We start from the raw sequence: 12,963 nt of genomic DNA, 5'->3' as shown, positions 1-12,963 counted from the left end.
GGCCGGGTTTTACTTTAACTCGATATCGAGTTAGTGATTCTTGTACTTATTTTTATGCTTGTGTTTGTAGTAGCCGCCACCGGAATGCGAACTGCCGCGGTCATCACCCATGTTGCTGCCCACCGCGCCACCGGCTGCGCCGCCCAGGCCTGCGCCAATGGCCGAACCCGTGGAGCCACCCAGGCTGTTGCCGATCACCGAACCACCCGCCGCGCCGAGACCACCGCCGACGGCCGCTTCTGTGCGACTGCCCTTGCGCGCACCGACCGCACTGCCTGCCGCACCGCCGACGCCAGCGCCCACCGCGGCCCCGGTGCTGCCGCCCAACTGCCCGCCGACTACGTTGCCCAACACACCGCCAAGACCACCGCCGACTGCGGCGTCACCGTTGCCGGCGGCCATTGCGCCTTGAGCGATTAAAAGTCCTAAAACCACCGTGGACAAAGTCATACGCATGATATGAACCTCTAATTTCCGCATTGGGGGAAGAACATGCCGCGGATAGGCATCAGCCTGCATCTGAGTCTGTTGTACAGCAAACCAATACCGACTGTATGAGATTTGAGCCACAGGTCGGAGAAATGTTCCCAAACGAAAAAGCCCGGCATGTAAGCCGGGCTTTTTCAGCGGATCATTCAGGATCAGTGACCCTTTTTGGACAGGTTGCTGCCTACGCCGCCGCCCAATGCGCCACCCAGGCCTGCGCCAATGGTGGAGCCGTTCTTGCCGCCCAGGCTGTTACCGATTATCGAACCGCCCGCCGCGCCAACACCGCCGCCGATGGCCGCTTTGGTGCGGCTGCCTTTACGTGCGGCAACAGCGCTGCCGGCTGCACCCGCTACGCCAGCACCAATCGCTGCGCCAGTGCTGCCGCCCATTTTTTGGCCAACCACGTTACCCAACGCACCACCCAGACCACCACCGAGCGCGGCCGTGCCGTCGCCGGCAGCCATCGCACCTTGAGCAACCAAAAGGCCCAGAACCAGAGCAGGCAGTGTCAAACGCATAACAAGAACCTCAAAAAAAGGGGAACCGAAAGGCCGGAGATTGAATGCTTTAGCGGAGGGAAAGTCCAGACACAAAACCAGAACAACCTCGCCAATGGCGACGGTTGGACAGCGTTTATGCAAAAGGTTTTATGACAGGCAAAAAAAAGCCCGCTGGGGAGACGGGCCAGGGTACTGCTTTCTAACGGATGAGCTGAGCCTACGGAGGCCGGTGTGAAAAGTTTGTGAAAAAAATACCAGTGCTCGCAAAGTTGTAGGACATTTCTCGGCATTGCCACCGAGCCACGTTTCCCGCCCTTCAGAAACAAGAAACCCCGCTCAATGGCGGGGTTCGTGCTGTTATCGGTTTACTTCCTGGAGGGCGCCCCCAGCTTGGGCATAAATTTCGATTTCGGCCCTCGGGTCCGAGGCACTGCAGATTTGATTTTGTTGATTTTGATACGGTCTTCGCCGAAGCTCGGCACATAGTCCGTCTGACCACACTGCACGCAATCATTGATTGGAAACTCTGCACCGTCGTCTTCGATATACGGCTCAGCCATATCTTCGCTCCTCTCAAAACGGGTCGATACCGGCAAGCCCTTTTTGCCTGAAAAATATCGACCACCCTGGTTTTTGAGACTAGCCGGTCATTCCCAGACTTGTGATTCAGATCGTTACATGCCCGACGAATGGCCAGTACCGAGCAACCTACCTCAGCTTGACCGCCGTCCCGGTCACAAACACCACCACCATCCCACCTTTGCCGGCAGGCATGCTGATCTCATAATCGAGCCCCACCACCGCATCCGCCTGAAGCACCCGCGCCCGCTCCTTGATCTCCTCGGTCGCCTGAACCCGCGCCTCCTTCAATGCCCGCTCCAACGTCTGAGAACGCCCACCGAAAAAATCCCGCATCCCGGCGAACATGTCGCGAATCACGTTAACGCCCTGCACCGACTCGGCGCTGACGATGTCCAGGTAAGCGGTGATTTGCCGACCTTCGATGGTGTGGGTTGTGGTGGTGATCATGGGATGTCCTTGTTCAGAGCTGTCATCAATGAAGTGAAACGACGGTAACTGACACGATGGCTGAATTCCGCTCGAGGAGTTTGCAGTCTAATGCATGAAATCCAGACGCCAGAAACCACAAAACCCCTGACTTCTCTCGAAATCAGGGGTTTTGTGTATATCGAATTTGGCGGTGAAGGAGAGATTCGAACTCTCGATACAGTTTCCTGTATACACACTTTCCAGGCGTGCTCCTTAAGCCACTCGGACACTTCACCGTATCTCGTCAAACTTATTCAGTCTGTCGAGGCGCGCTAATGTAGTCGAAAGCTTTTCTGATGGCAAACATTTTTTTCAGAATTTTCATGCGCTTAACGCGATTAGCGCTTTGGGGACGTTCAAGGGCATGGCAAACCTGCCAATCTCCGGCTTCGCCTCCCCTTCTATATAGAAGGGGAGGCGCGATGGGCGGGGCGGACAATGCCTGGAGGGCTGGAAAAGGGTGACTGGCGGGTCAGTCACGGCGCTTTACCTGGCCTACAGCGGTGGGTAACGTCTGCCCTACTTTATTAGAAGGATTGGCGTCATGAGTGAGTTGATTTCCTACCATCTCGAAGACGGTATCGCGACCCTGACCTTGAGCAATGGCAAGGTCAATGCTATCTCTCCGGACGTGATTGTCGCGTTTAACGCTGCGCTGGATCGGGCGGTAGCGGATCGGGCGGTGGTGATCATTACCGGTCAGCCGGGGATTTTGTCGGGTGGTTATGATTTGAAGGTGATGACGGCCGGCCCTAACGAGGCCATGGCGCTGGTGGCTGCGGGTTCGACCCTGGCTCGTCGCCTGCTGTCGCATCCGTTCCCGGTGGTCGTGGCGTGTCCTGGGCATGCGGTGGCCAAGGGTGCGTTTCTTCTGTTGTCGGCTGACTACCGCATCGGTGTCGATGGCCCGTTCAGCATTGGCCTGAACGAAGTGCAGATCGGCATGACCATGCACCATGCCGGTATCGAACTGGCCCGTGATCGTCTGCGCAAGTCGGCGTTTCATCGCGCGGTGATCAACGCCGAGATGTTCAACCCGCAGAGTGCCGTGGATGCCGGTTTCCTCGATAAGGTGGTGTCGGCCGAAGAGCTGCAAGGCGCGGCGCTGGCGGCGGCTCGTCAGTTGAAGAAGCTCAACATGATCGCCCACAAGAACACCAAGTTGAAAACGCGCAAGGCGCTGCTGGAGACGCTGGACAACGCGATCATCCTGGATCAGGAGCACATGGGCTAAGCCCGAACGCGTTGCACCGAAAAGCCCGACCGTCGTGTCGGGCTTTTTCTTGGGTGTCTGGTTTAAAACCTTACAACCGCTCTAGGCCGCATCTGACCCACAAGTCGGAAACATGCACTAAAAAATCGGCTATCTCCCACTTTTATAGCGGCAATTGCCGAAAACAGTGCACATCCGTACACTGCGCCACCTTTTGTCCCGGTGGGCCTTTAAATGCTGTTTGTGTTTCGTATGTTATTGATGGGCCTGCACTTTATTCTGGCCGGTGCGCTTGGAGTGATTCTCGGGCTGTGCCGTCCGTTCAATCCGGACAACAGCCGTTTGTGCGCCCGTCTGTATGCGTGGCCGGCAATGTGTATTTTGCGTTTACGGATCAAGGCCGATGTCGGGCCGCTGATGGATAAACCCGACAGCTGTGTGATCATCGCCAACCACCAGTCCAACTACGATCTGTTTGTGTTCGGCAACGTGGTGCCCCGCCGCACCGTGTGCATCGGCAAGAAGAGCCTGAAGTGGGTGCCGCTGTTCGGGCAGTTGTTCTGGCTGGCGGGCAATGTGTTGATCGATCGCGGCAATGCGCACAAGGCACGCCAGTCGATGCTGACCACCACGCACACCTTGCAAAATGAAGACACCTCGATCTGGGTCTTCCCCGAGGGAACCCGCAACTTGGGCGAAGAGCTGCTGCCGTTCAAGAAAGGCGCGTTCCAGATGGCGATTGCCGCCGGCGTGCCAATCGTGCCGGTGTGTGTCAGCAGTTACGTCAAACACATGCGATTGAACCGCTGGCGCAGTGGGAAGATTCTGATCCGTTCGTTACCGGCAATTCCTACGGCTGGATTGAGTCTGGATGACATGCCGATGTTGATCGCCCAGTGCCGCGAACAGATGCGTGAGTGCATCGACTCGATGGATCGGCAACTGCAAGCCGCCTGAATGAAACCCGCCCTGTGCGGGTTTTCTTTTGCCTGCGAACTCTACCGATTTTGCTGACTCTCAAGCAGTAGACAAGGTTAAGCTGAAACCTGCCTGGCACCGCCAGTCTTTACCAATAGAAAGCGACCGATAAGAAGTGTGAATCATCATGGGTAGAGTCGTTGCTGCTGCGGTTTACAGCGCTGGTAAGAAAGTCACCAATATCACGCTTGACGAAGGTGCGGCCTGGGCTGCCAAGCCTGGCCACTTTGTGTGGATCGGCCTCGAAGAGCCCAATGCGCAGGAGCTGTTCAACCTGCAACGCCAGTTCAACCTGCACGAATTGGCCATCGAAGACGCCCTGGAAAAACACAGTCGACCGAAGCTGGAAACGTTCGGCGATGCGCTGTTCATCGTCACGTATTCACCGATCCGCCATGAAGGCAAATTGCAGTTCATCGAGACGCATATCTTCGCCGGCAAGGGTTACATCATTACCGCGCGCAATGGTCACTCGGCGTCCTACGCCCATGTCCGACAACGCTGTGAGGCACGTCCGCTGTTGCTGGAGCATGGGGAAGATTTCGTACTCTATGCCATCCTCGATTTCGTGATCGAAAACTACCAGCCGATGGGCGAAGCGATTCATGCCGAGATCGATGAGCTGGAAAGCAATGTCCTCTGCGGTTCGCTGAACGAGCGCGATATCCAGAAACTCCACGGCCTGCGTCGTGATGTATTGCGCTTGCGCCGGTTTGCGGCGCCGATGGTGGAGATCGGTGAGGAACTGCAAAAGCTGAGTTTTCCATTTATCGACAAAAACATGCGCCCGTATTTCCGCGATGTGCAGATTCATGTCACGCGGCAGATGGAAGACCTGACGACCCTGGCGGACATTGCCAGCCAGACCATCGAGGTCGGGGTGTTGCTGGAGGCGTCGCGCCAGAGCGTGGTGCAGCGCAAATTTGCGGCGTGGGCGGCGATTCTGGCGTTTCCGACGGCGATAGCGGGGATTTACGGGATGAACTTCCAGGACATGCCAGAGTTGACTTGGCATTACGGGTATTTCGCGGTGCTGGGGTTTATCACCGTTGGATGCGTCGGTTTGTGGGCGAGCTTCAAAAAGTCTGGGTGGTTGTAGTCGGAACCGAGGCGTCTGCAAAATTCGCGGACAGCCTCGCTCCTACAGGGTTATCCGGAGCGAGGCTTGTCCACGAAGCTTTTAAGGCTTAACCGAGTCAGTCTCCGGCTTGTGCGCCACAAACCGCATCATCCACTCTGCAACGGTAGTGCCGTGATGCTCGTGTTCAAGACTCGCCATACCTTGCGAATAAATCTGCTCGCCCAACGCCTCCTGGCGGATATCCAGCAGCGCCCGTGAGTAATCGTGAATGAACTCCGGATGCCCCTGGAAGCACAGCACCTGATCGTTGATGTGGTACGCGGCGAACGGACAGAAGTCGCTCGAGGCAATCACTGTAGCGTTTTCCGGCAGCGCGGTGACCTGATCCTGGTGACTGATCAGCAACGTCAGCTCTTCCCTCACCGGGCTCATCCACGGCGCCTTGGCCGCGAGTTTGTATTTGTGGGTGCCGACGCCCCAGCCCTGGGTCGCCCGCTCGCTCTTGCCGCCCAACAGCAGCGCCAACAGTTGATGACCGAAGCACACGCCCAACAGTTTGTCGCCACGTTCGTAGCGCTTGAGCAGATACGTCTTGAGGGTTTGAATCCACGGGTCGGTGCCGAAGGAATCGGCCTTGCTGCCGGTGACCAGATACGCATCGAAGGTCTGATCATCGCTGGGATATTCGCCCTGCATCACGTTGTACACGCTGAATTCGGCCGCGATGGGTTGCTGCGAAAACAGACGCTGGAACATCTGCCCGTAACCCTGATATTGATCGACCAGTTCCGGACGCAGGATGTCGGTTTCCAGAATGCAGATGCGTAACGACATAAAAAATACCTGACACATGGTGGGAATAATGCACACCCCAGAGCCTGCCTTGAAACACGGTGGCAAGGCAAGCCCCGGAAGGCGTCATCGGTCCCTTGGAACGTCCCCTTAGAACAGCGCGTCCTTGGCGGCTTTCTCCAGCAACAGCGCAGGCGGCGTGAAGCGTTCGCCATATTGCTCGGCCAGGTACTGGGCGCGGGCGACGAAGTCTTTCACGCCGTACTGGTTGATGAATTGCAGCGCACCGCCGGTCCAGGCCGCGAAGCCGATGCCGAAGATCGAGCCGACGTTGGCATCCGCCGTCGAGGTCAGCACGCCCTCCTCCACACACCGCACGGTTTCGATGGCTTGGATGAACAGCAGTCGATCACGCACATCCTTCGGCGAAATCTGCCCGTCAGCTTTCTCGAAACGGGTTTTCAGCTCCGGCCACAAATGTTTCTGCCCGGCGGCCGGGTAATCGTAGAAACCACCTCCAGCGGCCTTGCCCGGACGCTTGAATTCCTTGAGCAACAAGTCAATCACGGCAAACGCCGGGTGCTCAATCAGCGGTTTCCCTTCCGCTTGCAGGTCTTTGGCGGTTTGCTGGCGGATATGGCTCATGAGGCTGAGGGAAACTTCGTCGGAAATCGCCAGCGGCCCGACGGGCATGCCGGCCTTGCGCGCTTCGGTCTCGATCATCGGCGCGCTCACCCCTTCGCCGAGCATGGCGATGCCTTCGTTGGTGAAAGTGCCGAACACACGCGACGTGAAAAAGCCACGACTGTCGTTCACCACAATCGGAGTTTTCTTGATTTGCAGGACGAAATCGAAACCGCGAGCCAGGGTTTCGTCGCTGGTATGGACGCCTTTGATGATTTCCACCAACGGCATTTTCTCCACGGGACTGAAGAAATGCAGGCCGATGAATTTGCTCTGGTCTGGCACGGCGGTGGCCAGGCCACTGATCGGCAACGTCGAGGTATTGGAGGCGATCACTGCGTCCGGGCCGACGACGGTTTGCGCTGCCGATGAGACCCTGGCTTTAAGCTCGCGATCTTCAAACACCGCTTCGATAATCAAATCACAACCGGCCAGATCCGCATCGTCTTGAGTGGTATCGATTCGCGTCAGAATCGCCTCGCGCTGCTCCCGGCTCAACTGACCCCGAGCAACCTTCTTGTCCAGCAGCGCCGCCGAGTGGGCCTTGCCCTTCTCTGCCGCGGCGAGGTTGATGTCTTTGAGCACCACATCGATACCGGCCGAGGCGCTGACAAACGCGATGCCCGCGCCCATCATCCCGGCGCCGAGCACGCCGACTTTCTTCGTCACGTAAGGCGCTATGCCCTGAGGTCGCGAACCGCCGGCATTGATCTCATTGAGCTGGAACCAAAAGGTGCCGATGAGGTTTTTCGACACCTGGCCCGTAGTCAGTTCGGTGAAATAGCGGGTTTCGATCAGGTGCGCGGTGTCGAAATCCACCTGAGCGCCCTCCACCGCGGCGCAGAGGATTTTCTCCGGCGCGGGCAGGCACCCCTGGGTTTTACTACGCAGGATCGACGGCGTGATGGCCAGCATCTGCATGACTTTCGGATCCGACGGCGTACCGCCAGGGATCTGATAACCCTTCACATCCCAACGCTGCACAGCAACCGGACGAGCAGCAATCCACGCCCGCGCCTTGGCCATCAGCTCATCGTGATCGACAGCCAACTCATCGATCAACCTCGCTTGCAGCGCCTGTTGCGGGCGGATTTTCTTGCCTTCCAGCAGATACGGCAGAGCTTTTTCGATGCCCAGCATGCGCACCATGCGCACCACCCCGCCGCCGCCCGGCAACAGGCCGAGGGTGACTTCCGGCAGGCCAAGCAGCACCGACGGGTTGTCGAGCGCTACACGGTGATGGCACGCCAGGCAGATTTCCCAACCGCCGCCGAGCGCCGCGCCGTTAATGGCGGCGACCACCGGTTTACCGAGGGTTTCCAGGGTGCGCAACTGGCCCTTGAGGGTCAGCACCATGTCGTAAAAGGCTTGGGCTTCGGGCTTGCCGACCGTGATCAGTTCATTGAGGTCGCCACCGGCGAAGAAGGTTTTCTTGGCCGAGGTGATGATCACGCCGGCAATCGCATCCTTGTCGGCGACCAGGCGCTCGACACAGGTGGCCATGGCCTCGCGGTAGACCGCGTTCATGGTGTTGGCGCTCTGGCCCGGCATGTCGATGGTCAGGACGACGATCCGGTCCTGGCCCTTTTCGTAACGAATGGCTTGGGTCATGGCAATTTTCCTTGAGTCGGATTTTCTTAAACGCAGGCTCAGAGGCGTTCGATGATGGTGGCAATGCCCATGCCGCCGCCGACACACAATGTCGCCAGGCCATAGCGCAGGCGCCGGGTTTCCAGTTCATCGAGCAGCGTGCCGAGAATCGCGCAACCGGTGGCGCCGAGCGGGTGGCCCATGGCGATGGAGCCGCCGTTGACGTTGACCTTGTCCGGGTCGATGGCCATGTCCTTGATGAACTTCAACACGACCGAGGCGAACGCTTCATTGACCTCGAAAAGGTCGATGTCTTCGACCCGCAGCCCGGCCTTGGCCAGTGCCTTGCGGGTGGCCGGCGCCGGGCCGGTGAGCATGATAGTCGGGTCGGTGCTGGTGACCGCCGTGGCGACGACCCGCGCCCGTGGCTGCAAGCCCAGCGCCCGGCCCTTCGCTTCGGAGCCGATCAGCATCAGCGCCGCGCCATCGACGATCCCGGAGCTGTTGCCCGGCGTGTGAACGTGGTTGATCCGCTCGACCTGGCTGTACACCCGCAATGCCGTGGCGTCGAAGCCCATTTGCCCGATCATTTCGAAACTCGGCTTGAGCTTGCCCAGGCCTTCCATCGTCGAATCGGCGCGAATGAACTCATCGTGATCAAGCAGGATGATGCCGTTCTGGTCCTGCACCGACACCAACGACTTGTTGAAGGAACCATTCGCCCGCGCCCGCGCCGCTTTCTGCTGGGAGTGCAACGCGAAGGCATCGACGTCCTGACGACTGAAACCTTCGATTGTCGCGATCAGGTCAGCACCCACGCCCTGGGGTGTGAAATGGCTGTGCAAGTTGGTTTCCGGGTCCAGCGCCCAGGCCCCGCCGTCGCTGCCCATGGCCACGCGGGACATCGACTCGACGCCACCGACCACCACCAGATCTTCGAAGCCGGAACGCACTTTCATCGCGCCCAGGTTCACTGCTTCCAGCCCCGACGCGCAGAAGCGATTGAGTTGCACACCCGCCACGCTGACGTCCCAATCGGCCACTTGTGTGGCGGTCTTGGCAATGTCGGCGCCCTGATCACCGATAGGCGTCACGCAGCCAAGCACCACGTCGTCGACCTGACTGGTGTCCAGGGAGGTGCGCTGCTGCAACGCCGTCAGCAGCCCGGCCACCAGGTTCACTGGCTTGACGCTGTGCAAGGCGCCATTGGCCTTGCCTTTGCCACGGGGCGTGCGTAACGCGTCAAATATCAAAGCTTGGGTCATGGCGTTCTCGAACCTGAGGGTGATCTCTATACCCTCACCTTATGCCGAGCAGCCGTGGATTCAATGACCCCAGCGCTCATTGGCGTTGACGGTCACGCTCAGACGAACGGTAGTCAGCTATCGGATTAATCGATTCGTGTCACCAAGCTGTCTAGCCAACGGGCGCCCAAGAAGATGGCCATAGGCCTCATGTCTTTTTGGCAGTGGTCAGCGCTAAGTCCATACGAAATGGATCTAAGCCAAGCGTGACGCGGGCCCTAATGTAAACCTGTACGAAGTTGTCGTCGGGTTTTGCCGAGGCTCTCGTCCTACAGGAAGTGCAGCGCTCTGCCGTCATGGAGATATGCAGGCAGGCAACCAGGAAATAACAAAAAAGGCGGTCAAGCCATGTTCAAACATTCGAAAGTACGTCAAGCCGGGCTCATTCTATTTGCTACTACGCTGTTGTTGATTTTGCCGAACCTGACCAAGGTGCTTGGCTGATCGAGCAGCGGGGGTTTTCATTTCGCCTGATAAAAATGTGACTGGCTCGCTATCCGGGCCGGCGTGGCTGTGCCAACCTTTGCGGCACTTCCACGACATGGACGACGATCACTTGAAAGCGCTCATTTTGTTTGGGGCCTTGCTGCTCAGCACGCCTCTGTCTGCCGCGCAGCTGAATCTTGAGTTGGGCGCGAGCCCTCGCACCTGGCAGACCGAGGAATTGCTCAAGCATCCTCAGGCTCAGACCATCACGATCACTAACGACGTTTCCTACAAACGGGACATGAGCTATCGCGCCGTGCCGTTGGCAGCGTTGTTGACGGGCATCAAGCCTGACGACCACTTGCAAGCCGTGGCCCTGGACGGTTTTGCCGCCGAACTGGCCGCCGCGCCGTTGCTCAATACCCAGGGCGCGCAGGCCTGGCTGGCGATTGAAGACCCGGCCAAGCCGTGGCCGCCGCTGTCCGAGGGCAAGCCCAGTGCCGGGCCGTTCTATCTGGTCTGGACCGATCCACAGGCGGGCAATATCAGTCCCGAGCAATGGCCGTTCGAAGTGGCGAGCATCAAGCGCATGGCCCCGGTGGCTGAGCGCTTCCCTGCCCTGTTACCCGATCCTGCGCTGAAGGCGGACCATCCGGTGAACAAGGGCTTTGCGCTGTTTCAGAAGAACTGCCTGGCCTGTCATCGACTCAATGGCGCGGGGGACGCGCAGTTCGGGCCGGACCTGAATATTCCGTTCAACCCGACCGAGTATTTCGGCGCGGACTTCCTCAAGCGTTACATCCGTGACCCGCAGAGCTTGCGCCAGTGGCCGCAGGCGAAGATGCCCGGGTTCTCGCCGACGGTGTTGCCGGAGGGAGACCTAGAGTTGTTGGTGGGGTATTTGAAACACATGGCGGGACGCAAGGTGTCTACGGCCAAGTAAACATCCACCTGTGGCGAGGGAGCTCGCTCCCGCTGGGGCGCGAAGCGGCCCTCAAATCAGGCGACGCGATCCGTCAGGCAAACCGCATTCGCCGGGTTTGCGACTGCTGCGCAGCCGAGCGGGAGCAAGCTCCCTCGCCACAATGAATGACTGCTACTGCTGTTGGACGGAGATCACCGGCGCAGGCGTCGGCGCGACCAACACCTTGGCATGCATCTGCTCATACCCACCGCCACGGCGCATACCGCGCACCGGGCAGGCGTCGAGGTAGTCCAAGCCCACGGCCAGTTTCAAGTGACGTTCAGGCCGGGCCAGTTCGTTGGTTACATCGAAGCTATACCAGGCGTCATCCAGCCAGGCTTCCGCCCAGGCGTGACTGGCCAGGTGTTCACTGTTCTCGCTGTACAAATACCCCGACACATAACGCGAGGGGATGCCCAGGCTGCGGGCGCAGGCGAGAAACGCATGGGTATGGTCCTGGCAGACCCCGGAACGCCCGGCGAAAGCTTGCGCGGCGCTGGTCTCCACTTCAGTGGCACCTGGCGTGTAGGTCATGTGCTGGTTCAGGCCATGCATCAAATCGATCAGCGCCGTGCGATCCCGCCGTTGCTTGCACGCCTTCTCGGCAAACGCGCGCAGGGCTTCGTCGGCTTCGGTCAGCCGGGTGAAACGCAGGAACGGCAGCGCCGACTGACTCTCGTGCTCGGCTTCGCGCAGCTCGTCGATGTCGACCTGGCCACGGGCGCCGATGATGATCGCTTCATGCGGCTCATCCAGGGTCAACACATGCAGGATGTTGCCGAACGGATCGAGTTGCGCGCGCACCGGGCGCGGCAGGTCGAGTTGCCAGCTCAGCACGTGCTGGCGCTCGCTGTCGTGGGGTGTCAGTCGCAGGTACTGGATGCTCGCCCGCACCTGATCTTCGTAGTGATAGGCGGTCTCGTGGCTAATGGAAAGTCTCATGCAGCCTCCAGATAGGAACTGTGTATGGCATTGCCCAACTGGCGCACCAGCGGGATGAACTCGGTCAGCCAGGTGTGCAGGCCTTCGTCGAGGATTTCGTTGATACCGGTGTAGCGCAGGCGCGCGTCCATTTCCGCCGCCAGGCGTTGTGCGGGACGGCCGTTGGCCCCCGGTAGTTGAGCGAGAATCTGATCGACCTCTTCGGTGCAGGCTCGCAGGGATCGCGGCACATCGGCGCGCAGCAATAACAGCTCGGCCACATGCCGGGCGCCGGGGGCGTCGCGGTAGATTTCGGTGTAGGCCTCGAACGATGACAAGGCCCGCAACAAGGCGCTCCATTGGTAGTAGGCGTGGGCCGTACCGTCACTGACTGCTTCGGCTTGATCGCCGGCCATTTCGTAACGGGCATCAAGCAGGCGCAAGGTGTTGTCGGCCCTTTCGATAAAGGTGCCCAGACGAATGAAGCGGAACGCGTCGTTACGCATGATCGTGCCGTAGCAAGCGCCGCGGAACAGGTGGGAACGTTCCTTGATCCACTCACAGAAACGGCTCATGCCGTAGCGACTCAAGCCCTGCTCGGCGATCCCGCGAATTTCCAGCCAGGTGGCGTTGATGTTTTCCCACATGTCGGCGGTGATTCGCCCACGCACCGCATGGGCGCTGGCTCGCGCGGCACCGAGGCAGCTGTAGATGCTCGCCGGGTTGGCCGCGTCCAAGGCGAAAAAATGCAGCAGCCGTTCGGCATGCAGATCGCCGTGGCGCGCCAGGTAATCGTCCAGGGTGCCGGTGATCAGCAACGGCATGGCCAGTTCGTGCAAGCCGTCGCCACGACCGTCCTGGGGCATCAGCGACAGCGAATAACTGATGTCGAGCATCCGTGCGAGGTTTTCCGCCCGCTCCAGGTAACGCGACATCCAGTACAGATCCGAGGCAGTTCTACTTAACATGGC

Annotated in this window: 13 protein-coding genes and 1 tRNA gene; 4 read left to right on the top strand and 10 right to left on the bottom strand. The window is 59.2% G+C overall.

From position 1 onward, the window contains the following. Window positions 1-30: 30 nt before the first annotated feature. From F475_RS21155 to F475_RS21135, 5 genes are all read right to left on the bottom strand, one after another. Complete coding sequence (locus F475_RS21155; RefSeq protein ID WP_111454658.1) at window positions 31-456, bottom strand: glycine zipper domain-containing protein; 426 nt, start codon at window positions 454-456, stop codon at window positions 31-33. Window positions 457-641: 185 nt separating this feature from the next. Further along, the gene (locus tag F475_RS21150; RefSeq protein ID WP_105339641.1) at window positions 642-1,007 is read right to left on the bottom strand and encodes a glycine zipper domain-containing protein; all 366 of its coding nucleotides are present in this window, start codon (window positions 1,005-1,007) and stop codon (window positions 642-644) included. A 347-nt stretch (window positions 1,008-1,354) separates the two neighbouring features. Further along, the gene (locus F475_RS30800; RefSeq protein ID WP_007940781.1) at window positions 1,355-1,549 is read right to left on the bottom strand and encodes a hypothetical protein; all 195 of its coding nucleotides are present in this window, start codon (window positions 1,547-1,549) and stop codon (window positions 1,355-1,357) included. Window positions 1,550-1,697: 148 nt separating this feature from the next. Then, complete coding sequence (locus F475_RS21140) at window positions 1,698-2,018, bottom strand: YbjQ family protein (protein ID WP_018925235.1); 321 nt, start codon at window positions 2,016-2,018, stop codon at window positions 1,698-1,700. Window positions 2,019-2,185: 167 nt separating this feature from the next. Further along, window positions 2,186-2,275, bottom strand: a tRNA-Ser gene (locus F475_RS21135). A gap of 308 nt (window positions 2,276-2,583) precedes the next feature. Here F475_RS21135 and F475_RS21130 point away from each other — a divergent pair. The 3 genes from F475_RS21130 (at window position 2,584) to F475_RS21120 (ending at window position 5,329) form a co-directional block, all read left to right on the top strand. Beyond that, window positions 2,584-3,273, top strand: coding sequence for a crotonase/enoyl-CoA hydratase family protein (locus F475_RS21130; protein WP_018925220.1), 690 nt, complete (start codon window positions 2,584-2,586; stop codon window positions 3,271-3,273). Window positions 3,274-3,486: 213 nt separating this feature from the next. Next, window positions 3,487-4,209, top strand: coding sequence for a 1-acyl-sn-glycerol-3-phosphate acyltransferase (locus F475_RS21125; RefSeq protein WP_111454657.1), 723 nt, complete (start codon window positions 3,487-3,489; stop codon window positions 4,207-4,209). 148 nt (window positions 4,210-4,357) lie between these two features. Further along, window positions 4,358-5,329 (top strand): magnesium and cobalt transport protein CorA, encoded by a 972-nt coding sequence (locus tag F475_RS21120; RefSeq protein ID WP_019579723.1) that lies wholly within the window; start codon window positions 4,358-4,360, stop codon window positions 5,327-5,329. A gap of 81 nt (window positions 5,330-5,410) precedes the next feature. Here F475_RS21120 and F475_RS21115 read toward each other — a convergent pair whose 3' ends face one another. The 3 genes from F475_RS21115 to F475_RS21105 form a co-directional block, all read right to left on the bottom strand. Then, window positions 5,411-6,145 carry an amidotransferase gene (locus tag F475_RS21115; protein WP_111454656.1) on the bottom strand — a complete coding sequence of 245 codons (735 nt, stop codon included), beginning with the start codon at window positions 6,143-6,145 and terminating at the stop codon, window positions 5,411-5,413. 108 nt (window positions 6,146-6,253) lie between these two features. Continuing rightward, on the bottom strand, window positions 6,254-8,398 hold the full coding sequence (locus tag F475_RS21110; protein WP_111454655.1) for a 3-hydroxyacyl-CoA dehydrogenase NAD-binding domain-containing protein: 2,145 nt from the start codon (window positions 8,396-8,398) through the stop codon (window positions 6,254-6,256). A 38-nt stretch (window positions 8,399-8,436) separates the two neighbouring features. Continuing rightward, the gene (locus F475_RS21105; protein WP_111454654.1) at window positions 8,437-9,642 is read right to left on the bottom strand and encodes an acetyl-CoA C-acetyltransferase; all 1,206 of its coding nucleotides are present in this window, start codon (window positions 9,640-9,642) and stop codon (window positions 8,437-8,439) included. A 580-nt stretch (window positions 9,643-10,222) separates the two neighbouring features. On the opposite strand from F475_RS21105, the gene F475_RS21100 reads away from it, so the two are divergent. Further along, window positions 10,223-11,050 (top strand): cytochrome c, encoded by an 828-nt coding sequence (locus F475_RS21100; RefSeq protein WP_111454653.1) that lies wholly within the window; start codon window positions 10,223-10,225, stop codon window positions 11,048-11,050. 153 nt (window positions 11,051-11,203) lie between these two features. Here the strand turns inward: F475_RS21100 and F475_RS21095 are convergent, their stop codons facing one another. Both F475_RS21095 and F475_RS21090 read right to left on the bottom strand, forming a co-directional pair. After that, window positions 11,204-12,013 (bottom strand): transglutaminase family protein, encoded by an 810-nt coding sequence (locus tag F475_RS21095; RefSeq protein WP_018925213.1) that lies wholly within the window; start codon window positions 12,011-12,013, stop codon window positions 11,204-11,206. After that, the gene (locus F475_RS21090; protein WP_026286340.1) at window positions 12,010-12,960 is read right to left on the bottom strand and encodes an alpha-E domain-containing protein; all 951 of its coding nucleotides are present in this window, start codon (window positions 12,958-12,960) and stop codon (window positions 12,010-12,012) included. The genes F475_RS21095 and F475_RS21090 overlap by 4 nt, the downstream gene beginning before the upstream one ends. Window positions 12,961-12,963: the final 3 nt, after the last annotated feature.

The sequence above is a fragment of the Pseudomonas sp. URMO17WK12:I6 genome, assembly GCF_003253625.1.
Taxonomy (GTDB): Bacteria; Pseudomonadota; Gammaproteobacteria; order Pseudomonadales; family Pseudomonadaceae; genus Aquipseudomonas.
The sequence above is the reverse complement of the archived record's forward strand: the minus strand, read 5'-3'. Positions and strand labels throughout refer to the sequence as shown.